The organism is Streptomyces sp. NPDC001108 (assembly GCF_053598535.1).
Genome location: NZ_JBSFKL010000020.1, coordinates 34,216 through 57,761, shown reverse-complemented (window position 1 = coordinate 57,761; position 23,546 = coordinate 34,216). Strand labels below are relative to the sequence as shown.

At 70.1% G+C, this 23,546-nt stretch carries 10 protein-coding genes; 6 read left to right on the top strand and 4 right to left on the bottom strand.

Translation table 11 applies throughout. The features are described 5' to 3' along the window. Positions 1-128: 128 nt before the first annotated feature. A complete protein-coding gene (locus ACWC97_RS30460; protein ID WP_385217909.1) occupies positions 129-776 on the bottom strand; it encodes a ScbR family autoregulator-binding transcription factor in 648 nt (215 codons plus the stop codon). A gap of 350 nt (positions 777-1,126) precedes the next feature. Between ACWC97_RS30460 and ACWC97_RS30455 the strand changes: the two genes are divergently transcribed. Then, positions 1,127-2,101: a ScbA/BarX family gamma-butyrolactone biosynthesis protein gene (locus ACWC97_RS30455; RefSeq protein ID WP_450652798.1), complete on the top strand. Its 975-nt coding sequence runs from the start codon at positions 1,127-1,129 to the stop codon at positions 2,099-2,101. 132 nt (positions 2,102-2,233) lie between these two features. On the opposite strand, the gene ACWC97_RS30450 is transcribed toward ACWC97_RS30455, so the two are convergent. Further along, positions 2,234-3,079 (bottom strand): SDR family oxidoreductase, encoded by an 846-nt coding sequence (locus tag ACWC97_RS30450; protein ID WP_450652796.1) that lies wholly within the window; start codon positions 3,077-3,079, stop codon positions 2,234-2,236. A gap of 141 nt (positions 3,080-3,220) precedes the next feature. Between ACWC97_RS30450 and ACWC97_RS30445 the strand changes: the two genes are divergently transcribed. The 5 genes from ACWC97_RS30445 (at position 3,221) to ACWC97_RS30425 (ending at position 7,426) form a co-directional block, all read left to right on the top strand. After that, on the top strand, positions 3,221-3,874 hold the full coding sequence (locus tag ACWC97_RS30445; RefSeq protein WP_352279960.1) for a ScbR family autoregulator-binding transcription factor: 654 nt from the start codon (positions 3,221-3,223) through the stop codon (positions 3,872-3,874). 164 nt (positions 3,875-4,038) lie between these two features. Beyond that, positions 4,039-4,572, top strand: a complete 534-nt coding sequence (gene cpt / locus ACWC97_RS30440; RefSeq protein WP_450652794.1) for a chloramphenicol phosphotransferase CPT — start codon at positions 4,039-4,041, stop codon at positions 4,570-4,572. Positions 4,573-4,780: 208 nt separating this feature from the next. Further along, positions 4,781-5,134 carry a VOC family protein gene (locus ACWC97_RS30435; RefSeq protein WP_450652847.1) on the top strand — a complete coding sequence of 118 codons (354 nt, stop codon included), beginning with the start codon at positions 4,781-4,783 and terminating at the stop codon, positions 5,132-5,134. A gap of 96 nt (positions 5,135-5,230) precedes the next feature. Continuing rightward, positions 5,231-6,442: an NAD(P)/FAD-dependent oxidoreductase gene (locus ACWC97_RS30430; RefSeq protein ID WP_450652792.1), complete on the top strand. Its 1,212-nt coding sequence runs from the start codon at positions 5,231-5,233 to the stop codon at positions 6,440-6,442. A 57-nt stretch (positions 6,443-6,499) separates the two neighbouring features. Then, on the top strand, positions 6,500-7,426 hold the full coding sequence (locus tag ACWC97_RS30425; RefSeq protein ID WP_450652790.1) for an RNA polymerase sigma-70 factor: 927 nt from the start codon (positions 6,500-6,502) through the stop codon (positions 7,424-7,426). 81 nt (positions 7,427-7,507) lie between these two features. Here ACWC97_RS30425 and ACWC97_RS30420 read toward each other — a convergent pair whose 3' ends face one another. After that, complete coding sequence (locus tag ACWC97_RS30420) at positions 7,508-9,118, bottom strand: hypothetical protein (RefSeq protein ID WP_450652788.1); 1,611 nt, start codon at positions 9,116-9,118, stop codon at positions 7,508-7,510. A 53-nt stretch (positions 9,119-9,171) separates the two neighbouring features. Continuing rightward, positions 9,172-23,529, bottom strand: coding sequence for a WXG100-like domain-containing protein (locus ACWC97_RS30415; protein ID WP_450652786.1), 14,358 nt, complete (start codon positions 23,527-23,529; stop codon positions 9,172-9,174). Between the last annotated feature and the right edge of the window lie 17 nt (positions 23,530-23,546).

The window sequence follows — 23,546 nt, the reverse complement described above, 5'->3', positions numbered from 1 at the left end:
CGAGCCTGGACAGGAGCCGTTCCCGCGCGACGGCGGCGCGGCGGGGGCGGTACCCCTGTCCCCCCTGGGCATGGGCCCGGCACGGTCCGGGCGGAGAACCTCGCGCCCTTCTCAGCGGCCCCTGCCGCTCACCGCTCGCCGAACCCGTACAGGGCCCGGACGCCATGGCTTCCGTCGGCGTCGGTCGCGGCGAGAACGTCCGCGGACACGAGCGTCGGGAGCAGCAGTTGCCAGAACCCCGCGACCGTCGACGACGAGAGCCACGCGGCGTCCCGGGTTCCGAGCACCTCGAACCCCATCGTCACCGCCACCACGGCCATCACCGTCTCGCGGACCCCGGCCCCGCGGCGCAGTTCGCCCCTGGCCTCGGCCTGCCGCACCGTCCGCTCGACCCAGCTCCTCCAGTGCTGCCGCAGATCCGTCCCCGCCGAGCGCGACGCATCCCCGCTCAGCGCGAATCCCACCCGCAGCACCACATCGGCGCGGAGTGCGCCGGCCAGTGCGTGGGTCGCGTCGACGAGAAGCTGCACCTGGCCCTGGCCCGGCCGTCGCGCGCCGTTGGTCACGGCCAGCAGCCGGACCAGCGCCGATTCGCCGACCGCGTCCACCAGAGCGGCCTTGCTCGCGAAATGGAAATGCAGCGCGCCGTTGCTCACCCCGGCCCGTGAACTGATCAGGGTGAGCGACGGCGCAGACGAACCGCCCTGGTCGAAGACCTCGGCCGCGGACTGGATCAGGGAGTCCCGCGTGCGTGCCGCACGTTCCTGCTTGACCATCAACTGCTCCGATACTGCCGGGGGATTACCGGGAACCGCTGTGCCTGCCGGAGAACAGGCAATGACTATAAACCAACCGCCCGTGCGGTTTCTTACCGCCTCCTGCCCGCACCCGCACGATCCGCGCCCCGGCGCCGTACGCCTCGCACGCACCTGCGCGGAGGGCGGGACGCACCCGGGAACGCCAGCACCCGCATCCCCGGAAAGCACCCCCCGCCACACTGTCCCCTTCTGGGCCATGAGACAAAAGGGGCCCCGGAGGCACTAGAAATTAAACCGGTTGGTATGTACTTTCGGGCCAGAGTCAACCCTTGACCACGCATGTCCCGCACCAGTACCCAGGGGGAGCAATGTCCACGAGCGCCTTCCGAACCGGACTCCCCCTGCCCGGCAGGGACGGACGGGACGCCGAACCGTCGGCTCCCCGCTCCAGCGCATCCGGAGAACCCGCCAGGGTCCCCCGGCAGTTCGTGCACCGGTCCTCCGCGGCCGAGGTCATGATCATGGACTGGGCCCGGACCGGTGACGACCGCTTCACCGTGACCGCCCGGTGGCCGCACGACCACCCCTTCTTCACCCCGGTCGCCGGCGGATACCACGACCCGCTCCTCGGCTGCGAAACGATCCGCCAGACCGGCATACTCCTGGGGCACGCGGCGTACGGAGTCCCGCTCGGCCACCAGTTCGTCGTCTGGGACCTCGACATCACCGTGCACCCCGAAAAGATGGCGACGGGACGCGGCCCCGGCCCCACCGTCCTCACCGCCGACGCCCACTGCACACAGATCCACTGGCGCGGCAGAAACCTGGCCGGACTGCGCCTGTCCATGGACATCCGTCGCGACGGCGAAACCGTCGCGACCGGCGGCGGCAGCCTCTCCTGCATCTCCCCCGCGGCCTACCACCGGGTACGCCAGGGACGTCTGCCCAGCCGGGACCACGCCCTCCCGCCCCGCCCCGCCGACCCCCGGGCCGTGGGACGCGTCTCGCCCCACGACGTCGTCCTCTCACCCACCGACAGAACGGATCACTGGCTGCTCCGGGCAGACACCCGCCACCCGGTACTCTTCGAGCATCCCGGCGACCACGTTCCCGGCATGCTGCTGATCGAAGCCGCGCGCCAGGCCACCGCAGCCTCCCTCGGCCGCGCTTCCTACCTCCCCCTCCGCATCACCAACACCTTCGCCCGCTACGTCGAACTCGACACCCCCTGCACCGTCCAGGCCACCCCGCTGCCCGACGCACAGTCCGTCCTGGTCACCGCCCACCAGAGCGGGGAACCCGTCTTCCGCTCCACCATCAGCGCCGGAACGCATCACCTCTGACGCATCGTCAGGTGTATTGCCCGCGGCCCGGGACGTCCCTGGCAGAGCGACGACGGGCGGAGGTCCGAGGGGGCCGACGGTCCACGTGCCCTCGCCCGGCCGCACGGCCGGCGGGCGCCCACCGCACCTCGCTCACGCGGCGCCGAACGCCTCCAGATGACTCTCGGCCCACTGCCGGAACGCCCTAGCGGGCCGGCCCAGCAGCGCGGGCACCGTACCGTGGACCTCCACCTTCGAACCCGCCCGGCCGCGCTCCGCGCTCTCCAACAGCGCCTCGACGAACTTCGCCGGGTAGCGCGCACCCCACGCGGCACGCACCTGCTCCGGCTCCAGTTCCTCGAACTGCAGCCGCCGCCCCAGCACCTCACCGAGCAGGGCCGTCTGCCTTACCGCGCTCAGCGGCTCCGGTCCCGTCAGCGTGTGGATCCGGCCCCCGTGACCGTCCTCCGTCAGAGCGCGCACCGCCACCTCCGCGACATCGCGCGGGTCGACGCACGCGTTCGCCGACTCCCCGTACAGCGCCCGCACCACGCCCTCCGCACGCACCGACTCCGCCCACGAAAGCGTGTTTGACATGAACGCGCGCGGCCGTAGCAGCGTCCATTCCATGCCCGACTCCCGCAGCAACTCCTCATTGCGTCGCTGCCACCGGGTGATCAGATCCACCGCCCCGCTGTCCCCCACCGCGGCCGCCGACAGCTTCACCACGTGCCGCACCCCCGCCTCCCGCGCCACCCTCAGGAACGCACCGTCGTCACCCCCGCCGGGAACCGTCAGCAAGAACACCGCACGCACCCCGCGCAGAGCACGCACCAGTGAACCCTCCACGCCGAAGTCCCCCCACACCACCTCGGCCCCCTCGGGCGCCCCCGCGACCCGTCCCGGATTCCTCGCCATCACGCGAACCTCCGCCCCCGCCGGGAGACTTCGCACCACCTCGCTCCCCACCGTCCCCGTCGCGCCGGTCACCAGAATCACGAACCCCTCACCCCTTGCCTGCAACTCCCGTACGCACAAAGACGAACGGAACGCCCCTGAACGCAACCTGTAAGATACGAACCGGACGGTTTCTTCATCGCCCTCCCGACACCCCATCGCCCCGAGGAGGAAGGAGACAAAGTGGCTGAACAGCAACGCGCCATCCGGACTCGCCAGACCATTCTCACCGCAGCAGCCAAAATCTTCGAAGAGCGCGGTTACCAGGCAGCCACCATCTCCCAGATCCTCGCCGAGGCCGGAGTCACCAAAGGCGCCCTGTATTTCCACTTCCAGTCGAAGGAAGACCTCGCGCAGGGCGTTCTCTCCGAACAAGACCAACATGTCACCACCCCCAGCCGCACCTCCAAGGTCCAAGAAGTCGTCGACGCCGTCATGCTCCACGCCCACCGGCTTCAGACCGACCCCATGGTCCGCGCCGGTGTACGACTTTCCATGGACCAGTCAGCGCGCAACCTCGACCGCAGCGGCCCCTTTCTCCGCTGGAGCAATGTCGGCATCACCCTTCTCCAGCAGGCAAAGAGCCAGGGCGAACTTCTCCCTCATATCGACCCCGCCGAAACAGCCGACATCATCGTAGGTTCCTTCGCCGGTATCCAATCCATGTCCCAGGCCCTCTGCGAATACCGCGACCTCACCACACGGGTTTCCGCCCTCATGCGCCACATCCTCCCCAGTACCGTCACCCCCGCCATTCTCACCACGCTCGACCTCACCGAGGGCCGCGGGGCGGCCGTGCAGGCCGAGACCATGGCAACACCACAGCCCGTGCGGTGACGCATGGCCCCGCCCCCGCTTCGACGCCCGGCCCCATGAGGCAACAGCACATCGGGCAGCGGACGTTGAACGCGTAGCGGGGAGGGCTCGACGGAGTACGACGGTCCGCGAGGCTCCGCCGGTATGTGGTCGCGGCACCGGCGTGGTGCCGTTACTGTGGCGCGATGACAGTCGACGTGATCGTTCTCAATGGTGGTTCCAGCTCGGGGAAGTCCGGCATTGCCCGCTGTCTGCAAGCGTGTCTGCCGGATCCGTGGCTGACGCTGGGGACGGACACACTGATCGAGGCGATGCCCGCGTCCATGCAGGAATCGGATGCCGGGATCGATATCGCCCCGGACGGGCAGGTGACCGTCGGGTCGGAGTTCCGGGCGCTGGAGGCGGCGTGGATCGAGGGTGTCGCCGCGATGGCGCGCGCGGGTGCCAGGATCGTCGTCGACGAGGTCTTCCTCGGTGGAGTGGACTCACAGAAGCGGTGGCAGAAGGCCCTGGACGGACTGGACGTGCTGTGGGTCGGAGTCCGGTGCGACAGTGCGGTCGCCGCGGGCCGCGAGGTCGCCCGGGGTGACCGGATCGGCGGAATGGCGGCGTCCCAGGCGGACGTGGTCCACCGGGGCATGGCCTACGACCTGGAGGTGGACACCACGCACACCGAGTCGATGGAGTGCGCACGGGCCATCGCCGCGCGCGTCGGCTGACCGACCGACTCTCCGAGCGGCCGCCCGCCCGCCTGCCTGCCCGTCCGCGAATATCCGGGCGCATTTCACTGGAATACCGCCAGCCTCTCACCGTTTCTCGAACCGTCGCAGCCAAGACTCGTCCAGCCCGATCACCACGTTCCGTCGATGGACCCACGGATGAATCCTCATATCTGATCGGCCGAAGTAAAATGGGCGACCGCCCTCAATATTTCGCCTGCGCTTCTACACCGAGATCCTCGGCTTCACGAAGAAGCACGACGTCCCCGTGGGCGGGACGGACCGGTGGCTCACCGTGGTCTCACCCGAGGACCCCGACGGCACCGAGCTCCTCCTGGAACCCGCGGGGCACCCGGCCGCCAGGACGTACCGTGACGCGCTCGTGGCGGACGGCATCCCGCTCGCCCAGTTCGCCGTCGACGACGTACGCGCGGAGCACGAACGGCTGAGCGCCCTCGGTGTCCGCTTCGTTCAGGAGCCGACCGAGATGGGGCCCGTCACCGCCGCCGTCCTCGACGACACCTGCGGGAACCTGATCCAGATCGCGACACAGCCGCGCTGAGGACCGCCCCCCTTCGTGATCCGCGTCACAGGGTGTCACAGTCACCGGGCAGCCGGTGTCTTGAGGCCGAGACCTTGAGGATCCGGAGGAGACACCATGGCTCAGCACATCGAGGTGGTCGTGATCGGCGGCGGATACGCCGGTGTCATGGCGGCCAATCGACTGACGAAGCACGACGGCGTGGCCGTGACGCTGATCAACCCCCGCGCCCGGTTCGTCCATCGGGTCCGTCTGCACCAGTGGGTGGGCGGCACCGGGAACGCGGTCGTCGACTACGGCGAGGTCCTCGGCGAACGGGTCCGCATCGTGACCGACACCGTGTCCCGGATCGACGCGGCCGGGCGCGGCGTGGTGCTGGCGGGCGGGGGCACGGTCGGCTACGACTATCTGGTCTACGCGGTGGGCAGCGGGAGCGCCGCGCCGCAGGTGCCCGGCGCCGCCGAGTTCGGCCACCCGCTCGCCACCATGGAGGAGGCCGACCGGCTGCGGGCCGCCCTCGGCGCCGCGCCCGCGACGGCCGGGGTGACGGTGGTCGGGGCCGGCCCGACCGGCATCGAGATCGCCGCCGAACTGGCGGGTACGGGGCGGGACGTGACCCTGCTCTGCGGCGGCCCGCTCGGCCCGTATCTCCATCCGCGGGGCCGCCGTTCGGTCGCCGGGCGGCTGGCCCGGCTCGGGGTGACCGTGCTCGACGGCCCGGCCAGTCGGGTGACGGAGGTGTTCCGGGACGGAGTCCGGCTCGCCGACGACCGACGGGTCGCGGGCGCGGTGACCGTCTGGACCGCCGGATTCGGCGTGCCCGACCTGGCCGTACGCAGCGGCCTGAGCACCGACGCCGAGGGCCGGCTGCTGACGGACGAGACGTTGACGAGCCTGGACGACCCGCGCATCGTCGGGGCGGGCGACTCGGCGGCACCGTCGGACGTGGCGTTGCGCATGAGCTGCCAGGCGGCGATCCCCATGGGTGCGCGGGCCGCCGACACGGTGCTGAGCCGGATCGCGGGTGAGCGGCCCTCGCCGCTCGTCCAGGCGTTCGCCGCCCAGTGCGTCAGCCTGGGACGCGACGACGGCATCTTCCAGTTCGCGCGCCGGGACGATGTCGCGTTGTGGCTGCACCTGGCGGGCCGCTCCGGGGCGAAGGTCAAGGAGATCGTGTGCGAGGGCATCATCAAGCATCTGGCCGGGGAGGCGGACAAGCCGGGTTCGTACCGGCTGCACCGCCTGCCGGGCAACGCCAGGCATCGTCAGCTGCTCCGCGCCGGGAGCAGCGGGGTACCGTCGCGGCGCACGGCGGAGCGGGCCTCCTGAGCGGTTTGCTCGCGCTCATCCGTTTACGCAACAGCACTAGAACGAAAGGGAGTCGACGTGGATTCGCGCGCGGAGGGCACAGAGGTGGACGGCGAGCGGATCGCCGACCCGGCCACCGATACGTTCGTCGCCCATCGGCCTCTGCTCTTCACCGTCGCGTACGAGATGCTCGGCTCGGCCGCCGACGCGGAGGACGTGCTCCAGGAGACCTGGCTGCGATGGGTCGAGGTCGATCTGTCCCGGGTGCTCGACCACCGTGCCTTCCTCGTGCGGATCACGACCCGGCAGGCCCTGAACCGGCTGCGTGCCATGAAGCGCCGGAGGGAGACGTACGTGGGCCCCTGGCTGCCGGAGCCGTTGGCCACAACGCCGGACGTGGCCCAGGCGGTCGAGCTGGCCGAGAGCGTGTCGATGGCGATGATGCTCGTCCTCGAGACGCTGTCGCCGACCGAGCGTGCCGTCTTCGTGCTGCGTGAGGTCTTCGACGTCGGGTACGAGGACATCGCGGCCGCCGTCGGCAAGAACGCCGCGTCCGTACGGCAGATCGCGCACCGGGCCCGTAAGCACGTCGACGCGCGCCGCCCCCGCAAAGCGGTCTCCGCCACGGAGACCCGGGCGGCCCTTGAGTCGTTCCAGCGGGTGCTGGAGACCGGGGATCTCCAGGGTCTGCTCGACGTGCTCGCCCCGGAGGTCGTGCTGGTGGGTGATGGCGGGGGAATCAGGCGGGCCGCGCGGCGGCCCACCGTCGGGGCCGACAAGGTGGCCCGATTCATGATCGGGGCGCTCGGCAAGAACGACGTTCCGCCGAGTTTCGCCCCCACCTCGGTCAACGGCAGTCCGGCGCTGCTCGTCCGGCGGGGCGGCGAGATCGACGGCGTGCTCGCGGCCCATGTGTCGAACGGTCGCATCACCGGTCTCTACTACGTCCGCAATCCCGAGAAACTGAACCGTGTGGAGTCCGAGACGCCGCTCACCCTTCGGTAGGCCGTAGGTGGCGGACCGCGGTACGGGGGACACGCGCCGGGGCCCGGGTCCGGCCCGGGTCCCGGCGCGTGTGCCCGGATGTCAGCTGCAGCTCGCGTAGATCGCGTCTGCGGCGTGGTGCGCGTCCGTCGGTCCCTTGGAGTTCCAGTCCTTGCCCCGGTCGTGCAGCACCACCGACACCCGCCCGCCGTTGATCTTCACGCTCGGGGCCGCGACCCACTGGCCCCGGCTGCCGACCTGGTTGACGGTGAAGCTCGTCAGCTGTGCTCCGGAGGCGCTGCTTCCGGCATGGATGGTGTAGTAGGACGGGGCTCCGCCGACATGCCTGATGTCACCGGATCCCGGGACGTGCACACTGATGCGGCAGGTACCCGAGGTGACGGCACCGGTGTTGAACCACCAAGTGGCGTAGTTGCCCGCGTCGCTGTTGTCCCCGGACATCGGGATGGAGCGGTACCGGCCGGTGCAGCCGTTGGACGCGTACCCGCCGACGGCCGTCGTCCACAGGTCGTCGTCGTTGGCGACCTTCGACGAGCCGTACTCGGTGTAGAAGCCACCGGAGCCCGCGCAGTGCGGTCCCGCGTAACCGGAGAACTTCTGGGTGGTGGCGGACTTGGCGGTGGTGTCCGTCGCCTTCCCTCCGGTGCTGGAGGACGAGGAGGAGGACGAGGAGGACGAGGAGGACGAACCGCCGGACTTCGTCTTGGTGGGGGCCTTGCCCTTCTCGTCGGAGGGCGGCTCGTCGTCGGCCCGGACCTTTCCACCGGCGTCGGCGACGGAGTCGTTCACCGGGCCGTCCGGCATCTTCCCGGAGGCGTCCTTCTCGCCGGCCGGTGCGGTGTTCCCGGAGGTCTTGCCGCCGGGGGCTTTTCCGCCGTCCTGCTCGGCACTGGGCACGTAGCCGTCCGGCGAGGTGCTCGGGCCGTCGTATCCGGCGGCCGCGGCCCGCTCCTTGCCGTCCTTCGGGTCGTCGCCCGACGTGGCGCTGATGATGAACGGGGCGGCGAGCAGGACCACGCCGCCGATCGCGGCGGCCGCGACCATGGGGCGGGATATCCGGTTCGGGTTGCCCGGCGCTCCCGCGCCCTCCGCGTCCGCACCGCCGTCGCCCGAGCCGCCGGCCGCGGCGGCCGTGGCGGTACGTCCGGCGCGCAGCCAGGAGAAGCGCCCGTTGGACGTCGCGGCCGGAGCGGCGGCCGTGGTCGCGGTGGCGGTCGCGGTCGCGGTCGCGGTCGCGGTGACCGTGGTCGCGGGCTCGGCGGACTCCTCGGTGGCCGCAGCCGCCCCGGCGGGCTCCGTGGCACCGGCGGCCGACCCGGTGCGGGGCTCGGTGGCGGGCCCCGTCCCCGTCGCCGCGGCTTCGGCCTCCGCCTTCGCCTTCGCCTTCGGTGCTTCGGCCGTATCGCTGCCGCGCAGCGCGGAGGCGACGCCCTCGGCCGTCTCCCCCTCCGTCGCGGACCCGGCTCCGGTGCCGGCCTCCTCCGTCACCGCGACCGCCGTCTCCCCCTCGGCTCCGGCCTCGGATTCGGCTTCGGAGGTCTTCTCCGGGGCGGCCTGCGGTTCCTCCGGATCCGCGCCGATCACGCCGCCGTTGACGGACGCCGTGGCGCGGGCACGTGCCGCCGCCGGGGCGCCGGTCTCCTCCGGTCCGGGCCCGTCCGGGGTACCGCCCTGCGTCTGGGTGACTGCCACTGCTGCCTCTCCTCGTTGCTCTTGTCGCTGCGTACTGATATGGGGTGTGCCGGTCAGTCGTCGAATCCGAGCTCCTCCATGAGGCGCTCGATCTCCTCGATGAAGGTCTCGCCCTCCTCCGGAGCCCGCTGGCCGGACACCGTGCCCAGGAATTCCGACTTGCCGCCGGGGCGGATGAGGTCGATCGCCCGCGCGAACTCGGCCCGCTCCGTCCACAGGTCGTAGTCGGGCTCGGATTCGGCGAGCAGGTCCCCCAGGAAGTCCGCCTCGGCCGTCTCCGCCGATTCGTCCTGGTGTTTGCTCAGGTACTCGCGCCAGTATCCGCCGATGCGCTGGAGCTCCCTCTCCATGACCGCCAGTTGCCCCGCGACGACGCTGATCCTCTCCAGCTCCGCCAGGGACGGGACCGTCGCGGGACCGTCGTCCGTACGGTGCTCACGGAGCCACTCGGTCAGGTCGAAGCGCGGGTTCACCTCGGCCTCGCCGATCGCCGCGAAGACCTCCAGGGGCGTCGCCCCGAGGCCCGCGCCCGCCGCCGCGTAGGTGAGGAAGACGGCGGTGGTCGCCGTTCTGGTGTTGCCGTCGGTGAAGTACTGGCTCGACTTGATGTCCGAGGCGATGCGGGCGGCCCGTTCGTCGAGGTCGGTGACGGTCCCGGCCTGGTCGACCATGCCGCGGAAGGTGGAGAGCTTCGCCTCCCGGGCCACGGGCGTGGACCCCTGGAACAGTTCCGCGTCGGCCAGGCCGGTCCGGTCGCCCGCACCAGCGCTGCTCAGTTGTTTGGCCAGGGCCAACAGGGTGTCGGGCAGTGGGTCGCCCTGGCCGGTGTGCGGACCGGTCACGGGCGGGCCGTTCGGCGCGGAGGCGTGGTGGGCCATGGCGTTCTGCCCCTGTGGTTCCTGCGGCGTCGCAGGGGCCGTCGTGGTCGCGGGCGGCTCCATCCCATGGTGCGCGACCCACTTGCGGACCGCCTCCGGCCCCTTCTGCCGGTCGCCGGTCAACAGGGCTGCCAGGTCGGGGTCCGTGTCCCGGTGCTCCGCGACGTACTCCCAGAACCCTGTGACGCTCTCCTGTGTCACGGAGAGGCCCTGGAACCAGGCCAGTTCATCGGGATCGAGTCCGAGCCCGTCGAGGCGGCCGATCACCAGTCCGGCCACGGCGAACGGATCGGCCCCGTCCCAGAGCAAGTCCCGGAAGGTCTCCCGGTCGGTCAGGACGAGCTCCGAGAGGCTCGGCACGAGGTGGGGGTCGATGCTGAGGGCGTCGGCCACCTGGAGCACCGGCATCCCGTGCATCGGCACCCTCTCCACCGGGTGCAGCAGCTGGCCGCCGGCCTGTTCGGCGGCCAGGTAACGCTGTTCCAGGTGCGTGGCCATCGGGAGGGGGCCGGACTCCCGGCCCGGTCCCTCGATGAAGACGTTGGCGTGCTGGGCGGACATCCCGAGCGCCGAGACCACGAGGGCGAGCGGGCGGGGGTCCGAGCCGTCGGGGAGCCCGTCGGCCGGGCCCTGCCGCCCGATCCGCCACAGCGCCAGGGCACGTGTCAGGTCCTCGAAACCACGGAGCTCGGGGGCTTGGGATTCGGTGAGCCACCGGGTGAAGATGTTCCTCAGGCTCTCCCTGTCCGAAGAGATGCCGAGCCCGGCCGCCATGGTGTCGAAGTCGCGGACCCACGCCTGCCCGAAGAGCTGCTCGGCGGTCTGGTGCGGGGTGAGTCCCCCTTCCCACGCCCACGGGACGTTGTGGGTGAGCAGGTCGAGGTCGCTGATCAGCGCGGCGTTCATCACCATCTCCAGCCGACGCGGATGAACACCCAGTGCGAGCGCCTTCGTCACCATGTCCGGAGGAACCGGCAGCTGCTTGCGCTCCTGCCACGCGGTGTGGAGGTCGCCGCCGGGCCCGGTGTTGATCAGCTCGGGCAGGGTGTGTCCGCTGTTCTGCAGGTGCGCGGCGAGGTCCCACCAGTGCTCGGCGCCGATTGCGAGCGCGCTCATGTGCATCGTCAGGGTCCGCGCGTCGCCGATGCCCAGCCTGTCGGCCATCAGACGCAGTTCCCGGACGACGGCTTGCGGGTCCCCGAGTCCGCGCAGGAGCGCCGCCGCGCTCGACAGCTCCTGGGGGGGCAGCCGCAACTCCCCGCTGAGTACGGCAAGGTGCCCGGGGTGGACGCCCATGTCGGCCGCCGCCTGCGCCACGCCCTCGTCGGGCTGCCACAGCGGCTCCGCCCCGGTGCCGTCGTGGGTCCGGATCGTGTAGTCGGCGATCTTCCACTGTCCGTCCTCGCCGAGCTCGTGACGGATCTCCAGGAGGACGCCCGGCTCCGGGAACGCCTCGGTCACCAGCGTGCCGGGGCCCGACCGCTCCGCCACGGGGTGGCCGTGCGAGGAGTACTGGAGCGCGGCCAGACGCACCCGGTCAGCCGTCCAGTCGCCCCGCAGGGCCTCGGGAATGTCCAGGTCGTTCCCGGCGCCCGTGCGGAACAGGCGGTCGGTGGCGGCGACCAGTTGCCGTTCGCTGTGGACGCGGTCGGCGTGAGGTGCGAGTCCCTCGGCGGTGTGCAGTCGGACGAGCGCGTCGACACCGGGCTCGTGGGCCAGCGCGTTCGGTCCGTAGCGGTCGAGCACCGCGGTGACGTGGGCGCGCCAAGCCACCTCGTCGGTGGTTCCGGCGGGCGCGGACCACTGGTCCGCGGTGAGGCCGCGCGGCGCGGACAGGGTCATCATGTCGAACCCTGAGCCGAGCAGGGACCGGGCGTCCTGCGCCCCGTTCCGCGCCCTGTCGAGCAGATCGGTGTCGTTGCCGTGCCCCGTGGCGTTCTCCCCGACCTCGATGACGACGCGGGCCAGGCCGAGACCGGGGACCGGGCCGAGCATCATCTGGGTGCCCCGCAGTGACTCGGCCGTCGTGCTCGCGCTGTCCTCGGGTGACAGATGCAGGATGCGGAAGAGCGTGGTCTCCTGTTCGCCGTTCCCGTACAGAATGCGACGCATGCGGTAGTGGGCGCCGTCGGCGGTGTGGAACTCGATGCCGTCCGCGACGGCCAGCTGCCGGTGGCTTCCCGGCGCCGCCTGCTTCAGCTGGTACGTGGAGGGGCGTATCCACTGGTGCTCGCCGTCGAGGACCTGCCCGTGCATCAGTACGCCCATGACGAGGCCGTGCCAGATGTATCCACCGGACGGCAGCACGGTGAAGTTGCCGGATTCCAGGGCGCCGCGGTGGGCTCCCTCGATGACGTCTTCCAGGGTGAAAGCGTCCCATTCCTCCGGGAAGAGGGTGTTGAGGCCGCTCACCCCGTCAGAGAAGGCGACGACCGGCCCCGGGGAGGTCAGGAGGGATCGGATGTCCTGGTACCCCCCGTCCTGGGTGAGTTCGAGGGAGTACGCGGCCCCGCGGCGGGCTCCGCCCCGGGACGTCTCGTCGGTGAACAGGTCGTGGATGACGGCCTTCCTGGACGGCGCTGTGTTGTCGTCCTGCTCGGCCCATGCCGGGGAAAGCACGTGCCCGCCGGCGCTGTTGGAGCGGTCGCCGATCTCCAGGAAGTCCCACAGCCGGTGGGTGGAGGTGGGGTTCCCGGTCTCGGTGAAGGGCCGCGCCTTCGGCTCGAAGGCGGGGTCGGCGAGCGGGCGGGGGGCGAGGTCGTCCTGCCGGTCCGAGGGCTCGAAGTCGGTGATCGTGCCGTCGGGCCGCGCGTGGCCGCGGATCCGTACCCCGTGATGGACGCCCTCGAACGCACCGTCCGGGCCGATGTTCCCGTAACGCAACTGGTCGCGGTGGACGTGGACGGCCGCTTCGGTGACCTCCTCCAGCGACCAGTGGTCGGGGAACATCATGATCGGCGCGTCGTCGTGGCCGCCGCCGGCCGCGCGGTAGGTGCCGTTGGGGTTGATGTCTCCGAGCGGCACCGGGCGGACGCGTCCGGCGGTGCCGACGGGCGCCAGGTGCCCGGCCTTGCCGGTGGACGGATCGCCGCGCACGACCCGTTCGGCGACGTTCAACGGGACCTTGGACTTCAGCCCGTCGTGCGGAGCGGGCGGGTGCCCGGCGCTCCTCCACGTCCTCTCGATCGCCGAACCGAGCAGCCGCAGGTCACGGGGCATCATCCGCTGGTTGTGGAGCCTGTCGCCACGCGGATGGAGAGAGCCCACGGCGACGTTCCCGAAGTGGTCCCCGTACACCGGGCCGCCCATGAGGGCCCGGTCGGTGTAGACGGGGCGCAGTGTGTTCGCGTGTTCACGGTAGTAGTCCCACGGGCCGAGCAGATGGGTCATCTCATGGGCGAACACGGAGAGGTGGTCACTGGGCAGCTTCCAGCTCCGTGCCTCCATGCGGCTGCCGGGCCCGTAGGAGAGGTCGACGAGGTGGACACCGTCGCGGGGGCTCTTCAGCACACCGTTCGGCCAGCGCTCCACGGGAGCGTCGTCGACGAATGCCACCGAGACATGGAGCAGGTCGCCGTTGGAGAGCCGGTAGCCGGGGGCGTTGAGGTACTGGTCGAGAGAGGTCCGGGCCACCTTCCGGGCGGCGTCGGCGAAGTGCTCCTGGCCGGGCTCGTGGACCAGCTTGATGGGGATGACGACGTCGGAGCGGATGTCGCCGTTGGGGAGTTCCACGCGCTGCACCCGGAAGGCGCGGAGGTTGTTGGGACCGAGCTTCTCAAGGGCCTGGTACTCCTGGAAGCTCGGGGGCACGACGTCGATGGTGCCGAGGACCTTGCCGGCCGCGGTGTCGTTCCCGCGCCAGGTCTCGACGTAGGCTGCCGCCTCCTCGGTGGTCAGCTCACGCCATCCCCGGATCGCCGCGTGCGGTGTGGTGCCGAGAATCCGCTGGTGGGCGAGGTAGCGGGCGAAGGAGTCCAGTTCCTCGGGCCCGATGGGGCCGACCTTCGTGTGTCCGGCCACCTCCATGGTGAAGGTGGCGAGGTCGACGGTGCCGAAGCCGTGGTGTGCGAGATCGACCCGGAAGGAGTCGGCGGTCGCCCGGATGGCCCCGGGCACCCCGGCGTGCTGGGCGAACCGATGGCCGAGCATCTTCCCGAACGGCCTCAGCGCGGAGACGTTCGTACCCAGCGCGTCGGCGAGCGCGTCGGCCTCGTGGAGTCCCGCGCCGTGGCCGATCGTGTCAGCCAGCTCGACCGCATCGGCGAGGTCACCGTCGCCGACGTGGTGGGCGACGTTCTCCTGGAACCGCGTGGTCGCGCCCGCGGCCTCGGCGGCCCGGCCGAGCCGGAGCAGCGCGTGTACGTCGACGTCGGCGGGGAGGTCCCGCAGCCCGTGCCGCGTTTCGAGGTTCCAGCGCGCGACCGCGTCCCGCAGTCGCGCATCGGTGGTGAGGGCAAGGTGTTCGCCGCCCCCGTTCTCCTTGGACCAGTGGCGGAACGCGGCGAGCCGCGCCGCGTCGTCCGCCGTGGCGTGGGGCGCTCCGGTGTCCGGTGCGGTGAGGGAGAGGTCGTCCAGCATGGCCGCGAGCCGTTCGGCGTCCTGCTGGTCCCGGAGCCGCGCGATGTCGTCGGGGTGGGTGGCGAACCACTGGACGACGTGGGCGGCCTCGGTGACGGAGCTCTGCGGGGTACTGTTCCGGATCGCTTCCACGAGGCCGTCGACATCGTGGAGGTGGTGTGCGCGCAGCAGCCGTTCCAGGTGATGCGGGGACAGTCCTTCGAACTCCTGCGCCACGCCGACGAGCGAGTCCGAAGGTATGTGGACGGGCTCGCCGAGCCAGTCCACGACCGCCTCGCGGACGCTCGCCGCGTCGGCGGACGCGGCGAGCGCGGACAGCGAGGAGCCGTTGCGGGCCAGATGGCCGTCGAGGGCGTACCAGTCCGCGCGGGTGATGCCCAGGCTCTTCAGGTTGCGCTCCAGGTCGGCCGTCTTCTCCTGGGCGATCCCCAGATGTGCGGCCAGATCGGTCAGTTCGACGTCCACCTCGGGGGTCGCGGACGGCCTGAGCGTCTCGAAGATGCTCTGAGAGAGGTTGCTGGCGCCGAGCGGGTCGTTCAGCTCCTCGTCTTCGGTGACCTGGGAACCCGCGGCGGGTGTCTCCGGCTGGTGCGGGGACTTCGGGTGCTGGGTCTCCTGCTGGATTTCCGGTTCCGTGGCCCCGGTGTTCGTCCGTGTCGCCCCGTCGTCGCCCGTCGTCCGCGTCTGGAGGGTCCTGCTCCGGTCGACGTGCCGGTAGGTCCCGTCCTTGAGGTGGAGGAGGACGCCCTTCTGCACGTCCTCGGGCTTCGCCTCGCTGCCGTCCGGCATGAAGGTGAACAGCCTCTTGCCGCTCGCCACCGTCACCGGCACCTTCCACAGGGCGGCCGCCAGCGCCGGGTAGTAGTCCGCCGTTCCGTGGTCGGTCAGCTTCTCGCGGTCCCTCTCCCGGTTCTCGCCGTCGCCTTCCCGTTCGGCCGACAGGGTGGTGAGTTCGCGGCGCTGCTTCTCCGTCAGCGCGTCCTTCATCGGTGGCACGGCTCCGCGGTCGTCGAACTCCTTCGCGGCCTTGCTCGTGGGATCGTCGATGAGCTGGTCCAGTCCGGCCTTGCGGACGTCGTCCCGGCCGAACCCGTCCGTGAGGTCGGGCAGTAGCCACTTCGCCAGTTCCGAGAAGTGCTCACTCGTGGGCGTCCCCCCGCTCCCGCCCCCCTCGTCCGTCTGGGCGCGCAGTTCGCCGGCCAGATCGCGGCGGAGTTCCGGCCCGTCGCGCTGCGGGAGGTCCGGGTCACCGATCTCCTTGAACCCTTCGGCCAGCGCGTTGAAGAAGCCGTTGCCGTCGTTCTCGATGGCCGTCAGCGGATGGGTCGTGCCGTCGATCGTGACGGCGATCGGATCTCCGTCCGCGCCCGCGACCTCCTCGACGTCGTCCTCGACCTTCGGCTTGCCGTGGTCGTGACGGACCTCTTCCTTGAACGTGACGGGGGTCGTGGCCGTCGCCCCGGGGGTGCGGAACATCGGGTCGGTGAGCTTGCGGAGCCTCAGGTACTCCTCCCCGGCCTCGGTGATCTTCTCTCCCAGGCGATCCAGCCGGTCCTTGGCCTCCTGGTACTCGGGGGTCCCCTGCGCCAGCCCCCTCGTCCTGCGGCGTTGCTCCCAGTACTCCTTGTAGTTGGCCTCCCACGCCTCCTCCGCCTGTTTCACGGCCTTGGCCGCGTCCTTCTCCTCCGTGGTCAGCTCGTGGAGCCCCAGTTCCTTGACGCGCTCGTCGCTGAGCCAGACGAGTACGGTCGCCTCCGTCGTCCCGGACTGCAGTGGGCTCTGCGGGAGGCCCAGGGTGTTGTTCTTGACGTGGTGCTGTGAGCCCGCGGCCAGGTGGAAGGTGGCGGGGACCTCGTAGAGGTGTCCGTGCCCGGCGGGGGGTTTGAGGTTGAGCCGGGACTGCTCGGCCTGGGCGATCTTGTGGGTCTCGCCGCTGGTGTTGTTGACTCCGGCGACCGGGATGCCCGGCGCGATGGTCACACCGTTCTTGGCCACGGATTCGGCGGTTCCGGGGCCGCCCCCGGAGTTCGTGCTGGTGGTGTTGGAGAGTTCGCTGCCGGTGCCGGAGCCGGTCAGATCGTCGAACCGGATCTGGCTGGTGACGGCGAGTCGGCGCACCTTGGGGGATTTGAAGTCGAGGTGTGTGGCGACCGCGAGGGTCGTGTCGACGCCGCCGATGACGCTGTTGTTGGTGACGGTGACGGTGTGCAGGCCGGCCTGGGCGTGCCCCGAGGAGAGCGCGCCGGTGAGCGAGATGTCGTTCAGCGCGGTGTCGAGCGCGTCGGCCCCGAGCTTACCGGGCCTCACCGTGTCACTGGCACCGATGATCTCGGCGATCTCCTGGTCCGTGTACTCCTTGACCTCCTGATCGTTCTTGCGGGACTTGGCGACGAGCAGCTTGCCGAGCTTCTGTACCTGGTCGGCGCCGATGACCTCGTGGATGTGGAACCCTCCGTCGCCCTTGCGGGCGGCCGGTTCGTTCTTCTCCACGGTCTTCTTCAGGAGTTCGGTGAAGTCCTTGTCCGCCGTCAGCTCTTCGATCTTCATGGCGGGCTTCGACGGCGGGTTCGCGGGCGTGTTCCGCGACGTGTCGCTCTCGGCCTTCGGTTCCATGAAGAGGTACGACTCCGTCGTGGTGACGGTCGCGGTCCACTTCACCGGTTCGATGACGTCGGTGCCGTCGGCGTAGGTGACGGACACGACGGTCTCCCACTCGGTCTTCTTCACCGCCTTGGGCCCGGGGATGGTGGTGACCTGGGTGACCACACCGCTGGCGGAGTCCGTCGCGGAGTAGGCGTCGCCGAGCCCGCCCCCGCCGGTTCCGTTGATCCCGCCCGCGCCGCCCGGTCCCCGCACGGTCTCGCCGTCGTTGACGGAGTGCGTGTGAGAGGCCGTCGTCGACTGCACGTGGTCGTCGGCGGTGTTGCGCCCCGCCCCGAACTCGTGGTCGGCGAACAGGGTGTCGACGACCTTGGAGGAGCGGCGCCGGTGCTCGACGTTGATCGTCACGTCCTTGCCCAGAATGTTCAGCTTCTTGACGTGGGTCAGCGCCGAAGTGCGGCCGCGGGAGGTCAGCGCGGAACCGCTCTGGATGGCCGACCGGCCGGAGCGGGCGGACACCATGCCGTTGACGGTGTGCAGGGTCTGTTCCGCCACCCCCGCCTTCCGCAGTTCCTCGTTGAGCTTCTTGATCTGGGCGGCGTCCTGGGGGGCGGTGTGCGCGAAGTCGCCTCGTCTCGCCTTGTCGAGGCCCTCGCGGTCCCGCCACTCCACGTTCTTGAGGGCGTCCTCGGGCGCCCTGCCCAGGCCGTCCCGGATGAGCCCCGCCTTCACTGCGTCGCTCTCCCGCATCAGCCCGACCCAGCCGCCCGGCTTGCGGATCACGTGCGTCCGGGCGTCGCTGGAGCTTCCGAAGGGGCGACCGAAGAGGCCCAGGGGCTTGTGGTGGGCCGCGACCTGGTAGTCGGTGTCGGCGACGACCATGACCCAGCGGTCGCTGCCGAGGACCTGGTTGAGGTCGCGCATGGAGGTGGCGGACGAGGTGTCGCCCCAGCTCCACATCTTCTGCAGCCAGTTGTGGGACACACCGCCCTGGCCGCTGAAGTTCACGTCGCCGGTTCCCTGCAGGCCGCCGCCCGCCCCGCTGGTCCCGACACTGAAGCCGGCGGCCGAGCCCTTGTTGAAGCCGAACGCCTGCTCCAGAGCGGTGTTGGTCTCGGGCGACGCGGTGAACGACTCGCCCACCACTTTCAGGTTGTGCCGGGTCCCGATGATCGAGAGCGACTCCTCCCCCGCGAAGAGCGTCCCCTTGTCGTGCAGGTTCCCGACGGTGTGGCCGCCCGGCGAGAACACCTGGTCGGAGAGGGAGGTGAAGGAATGCTGCCCGAAGATCCGGCGGACCCGTTCCGACATGAACGCGCCCGCGTCCGTCAGCCGCCAGGCGTTCCCGGAGGTCTTCTTGATGAGATCGCGTACCGAGCCGAACAGCGTCTGGTCGGAACGGGCCGCGAGGGTGACGGTGGTGAACCCCTGGGCGGAGATCTCGTCCGCGATCCGGACGACGTCCGCCGCCAGCACCTCGGACTCGGCTCTTCCAGCGATCACGTCCTGGTCGGCCTCCGGCATCTCGGCGGTCTTCGAGAGGCCGTCCGGTACGCCGAAGGTGAACCTGATCGGGTGCGGAGTGAGGAAGACGGACCTGCTTCCGTCCTCCCGCATCTCGCCGATGCCGCCCAGCCCGCTCTTCTCGTGGAGCCATTTCACTGCCGGGAACTTCGACGCGTCGCCGTACCGTGCCAGCGCCCGCCAGCCGCCCAGTGTGAGCGCCTGGATCAGCGGCTGCGGGAAGGACGAGCGTTGCAGCTCGAAGTTCAGGTTGCCGACGAAGTCGTAATAGTCGGTGCCCGGACCGGGCGCGAACAGATCCTCACGGGTGGCGGTGCCACCGGACTTGGTCTGCCGCGACGTCCGGTACGTCCCACGGGCGTTGACGCCGCCGGAGCCGGTGGCGACGGGTGCGCCGAGCGAGTCCTTCTCGTTCCGCAGGGCCGAGAACGTCGCCTCCACGCCACCACTGCCGGTGTGCGTGACCTGCTGCGCGGTGTCGAAGCGTTCCCCTCCGCTGAACGCCTGGGTCGTGGTGCGGCGGGCGCTGCCGAGGTACGTGGGCGGATCGAGGTCGGCCCGGATCGTCAGGGTGTAGCCACGCTCCCGGGTGAACGACGAACCGCGCAGCTGCACCCGGATTCCCTCCTTGGAGGCCGCCTGGTGCATGCGCTGTTCCAACCCCTCCTTGGCGACCGCGGCCATCAGGGACCGGGTGTTCGCCACCGCCAGGACGGAGGCCCTGTCGCGGCGGAGGATACGGTTGAACCAGCTGCGGTGCCGATCGGCCTCCTTCACCTGTTCCCGGGTGGCGAGGGGAAGGGTGGGGTCCTTCTTCCTCAGGTCCTCAAGGAGGGAGTCGACCAGCTTCTCCTCGGCCTCGTGGGAGTTCCCCTTCGCCGCGTCCTCGGTGGCGGAGGGCCGGTTCTCGGCGTCGGCGCTCGGCGGGACCTCGTTCTGCGCGTCGTCGTCCCGCGCGTTCCGGTTCACGTCGGTCTCGTTCAGGGGCGCCTGGCCTGACGTCTCCTCGCCGAGCCTGATCCCGCCGGGCCGCCCGGGACCGAGCATGGTCACCTTGCCGCCGCCGTCGTTCCCGGTGTTCCAGTAGGCGGGTTTGTTCGGCTCGTTCGTGCCGACCCTCAGCTGCTCCTGGTTGTCCCAGCCCGCCAGCCGCTGGGCCTCGCCGACCGGCATCCGCACCAGGCTGCCGACGGTGAAGGTCTTGCTCCCGCCGTCCGGCGTCTCCACCGTCACCTCGGACTCGCGCATCACGAGCACGGTACGGACGTCCTTCGGGGAACGCACGGCGTTCTTGGCTCCGGCGGTGCCACCGAGGTTGGACGTGTTGGTGGAGGAATGGTTGTAGCCCATCGTGCCACCCGCCTGGGCGCGGGGGGTGGCGAACGCCTCGGAGTATCCGGTGATGTCGGTCGTCGCACCCGCGAACACGGAGATGTCGAGCGTGTGGGTCCTGGTGGTGCTGCTTTCGTTCTTCTCGCTGAACTGGTTGGTGTCGCGCAGTTCGAAGTCGGTCGCGGAGTCGATGACCCAATGGCGTTTGGGCACCGGCGTTCCGATGGTGACGGTTCCGGCCGTCGATCCGTCCTTGTTGTGCAGACGCAGCGGCGGCACGGGATCCCGGCCGTCGATCCGGGTGAAGTGCTCGGCCGAGAAGTGGTTGACGACAGCCTTGTAGTTGGCGCTGCCGATCGGGGAGTCGGTGTGCTGGAGCACCCAGTCGGTCATCGGGTCGATGTTGAAGTACGACTCGGTGTGCTCGATGTCCGCCCGCTCGCCGGACTCGGTCTCGAACTTCAGCGGAACCCGGTCCTTTCGCGGATCGGGACGGCTGCTGGTGGTGTGCGACTCGGGGATCTGGACGACCAGGCCCTTCGAGACCGTGTGCCTGACGGGCTCCGGTGTGACGTGCGCCTGGGAAGCGCTCCCGGTGCCGGTCGCGGGGAGGTCGTGGAGGGAGAGTTCGTAGACGACGTCGGTGGTCAGTTTGACGGAGGGACCGTGGCTGCGGGTCTCGTGCTGTGAGAGCTGCTGGGTGTTGAGGTTGGAGTCCCGGCTGGTACCCATCGCGGGCGCGACGGTCAGCTTCGCCGCCGCTCCCCCACCGGTGATCGCCGCGGTGACTGCCGCCTGGACCGTGCTGGAGTCGGAGACGGAGTAGCCCTCGGTCTGCTGGTTGCGCGCGACGCTGTCCAGCTTCCCTGCGTCCCCGGGGGTTCCCTCCCAGCTCTTCGCGTCGGGAACCGCCTTGACCCGCAGTTCCCGCTTCCGCCCGCCGTCGATGACAACGAAGCGGCGGCCGTCACCGAGGAAGGTGTTCGCCTGGTTCGCCAGGGCGAAGGAGAGCTCCGCCGGGTCGTCCAGGGTGACCTCGGCCTTCTCGGCCAGTTCGTTCGCGAGGTGCTGGGAGTCCTTCTCGTGGGTCAGCTGGACGGCGTGATGCCCGCCGACCGCACCCTTGAAGGGGATCGGCTCGTCCTTCTCGTAGGTGGATACGTCGTGGAGGAAGCCCGGGATGTTCAGGGTCTTCTTCTTGCCCTCGGAATCGGTCACCTCGATGGTCGGGGGCGCGGTGGTGCTGTCGTTCGGTCCGGGGATGTGCTGGGTGTTCCCCTGGTCCTGGACGCTGTTGTCGTTGTTGTCGTTGCTGTTGCTGTTGCCGGGCTGAACGATCTCGGACGTTTCGTTGTGGTCGCTGATGACGGCCCGGGTCTGGTCGTCGTCGGTGTTGGACCGGGCGTTGTCGATGCCCTCGTCGACGACGGCCTGAACGGTGTCCTGGGTGTTGTTGTCGGCCGTCGCCGTCACCGGCTCCGCCGAGATCATCAGGGAATCGGTCACGGTGGCGTTCCGGTCGGCGAACGGCGTCCCGTCCGACTGCGTCGGGCGGGAGTGCACCGCGCCGTAGTGCAGTTCGCTGGTTCCCGGGCCGGGCGGAGTCGATACGGTGCGGCGCTGGACGTTCTGGATCGATGGAGTCGGACCCGCTTTGCTCGCCGTCGTGTTGGAGACGGACGTCTGCGTCTGCGTCTGCGTGACCGTCCGGGACGTCCCCGGCTGGTTCGTCGGGTTCGGCGGCGTGGTCGCAGTCGTCGTGGAGGGCGTTCCGGTCGCCTTCGCCGTCGGAGTCTCGGCCGGTGTCTGCGTCACGACCGGTGCGGCGGACTGTGTGACGGGCGGCACGGTCGACTGCTGCTCGTTCTGCTGCTGGCCCTCCGCCGCCTCGATCTCCGGGTCGGCCTTCGGTGTGGGGCCGTTCTCCGACGTGGACGTAACGAGGTCTCCCGCGTTCGGCGCGGGCGGCACCCCGGTGTCGCTCACCCCGCCCCCGGGCACGGAGTTCTTGGCCGCGTCGTTCAGCCCGAACTCTCCCTTCGGGCTGTCCAGGGTGTCGAGCTTCGTGTGGAGGCCCTTGATCAGGTTGGCGATGCCGGAGTCGGACTGGGCGATGAGCGGGTGCACGACGGTGTGCCGCATCACATGGCTGAACATGGTCGGCGCGACGCCGGAGACGAACGTCTGCCAGCTCGTGGTGAACTCGCCCTGCGTCATCGAGTTGTACGTGCCCTCGGCGAGGTTCTGCGCGCCCGCGTCGATGAGCGTCGACGTTCCGTACACGCCCGCCGCGTAGCCGAACTTCTGCGTCCTCGTCAGCGCCTCGGACATCCCCTTCGCGCTGAGGGAGGTGGACAGATCCTTGGTGATGGTGTGCGACAGCACGTTCAGTGCGGCGTCGTCGACCTGGGTGCTGCCGTTCTTGGCCAGGGCCTTGGCGGCTGCCGCCAGGTCCTTGGCGATGTTGCCGGACACCACGTCGGAGGCGGCGCCGGCCCCCCAGTGCTTGTTGAGCGAGCTCGCCCATGCCTTACCCAGGCTGCGTGCCGCGTCGCCCTGGAGGTTGTGGAAGCCGTACTTCGCGAAGGCGTTGCCCACCTTGTCGACGAAGCTCTCCGTGACCGCCTTCCCGGCGCTCTTGTTCAGGCTCTTGACCAACTCGCTCTCGGTCCCGCCGAGGATGCTGCCCAGCGAGTTCGCCAGCCCCTTGCCCGCGCCCGCCTTCGCCCCCGCCTTGGTGCCCAGGTCGTCGAGGTGTTTACCGATCTGCGACCCGAGCCACTTGGCGGCGTCGCTGCCGACCACATTGGCGATCTTCTTGCCGAGCGCGCCGCCGATCGGGCTGAAGACGCCGCCGAACAAGCCCTGCAACGCGCCGAACCCGAGCGCGCTCTTCGTCGCGTCCAGGTCCCATTCGGTGCGGTTGCCCATGCCCTTCTGGATCAGCTGGATGGCGACGTCCATCGCCTCGCCGATCACCACACTCATGGCGGTGTGGATCATGATGCTCTTGATCAGGGCCTTGATGATCTGCTGGGCCACGATCCGGAGGGTGATCTCCGCGGCGACGGTGTTGGCGTGCGCCACCGCGTTCAGGCCGGGAATCCAGCTCACCGCCGCCTCGAACGCCATCTCGGCCATCAGCTGGATGACCTGGCCCAGGATCATCCACTTCGAGTACTCCGCCTGGTTGGCGGTGTCCCGGGCGATCTTGGCGAGGTTCTTGGCCTGATCGGCGCAGGCCATCAGGATCGAGGCGTCGCCCCCGCCCGACAGGTACTGGGCATACTTCTGGAACTCCTCCGCGCTCTGCCCGGAGAAGCTCTCACCGACGTAGTTCTGGACAGCGACGAGATACGTCTGCAGGTCCTTGAAGTCGTCGATCAGCTTGTCGTAGTAGCCGGCGGCCTCGCGCAGCAGGTCCTCGTTGATGGAGGGCCATTTCTCGCCCGAGAAGACCATGAGCAGCGTCTGCGCCTCGGGCGACGGGGTCAGCACGGGCGTCCCGCCCGTTC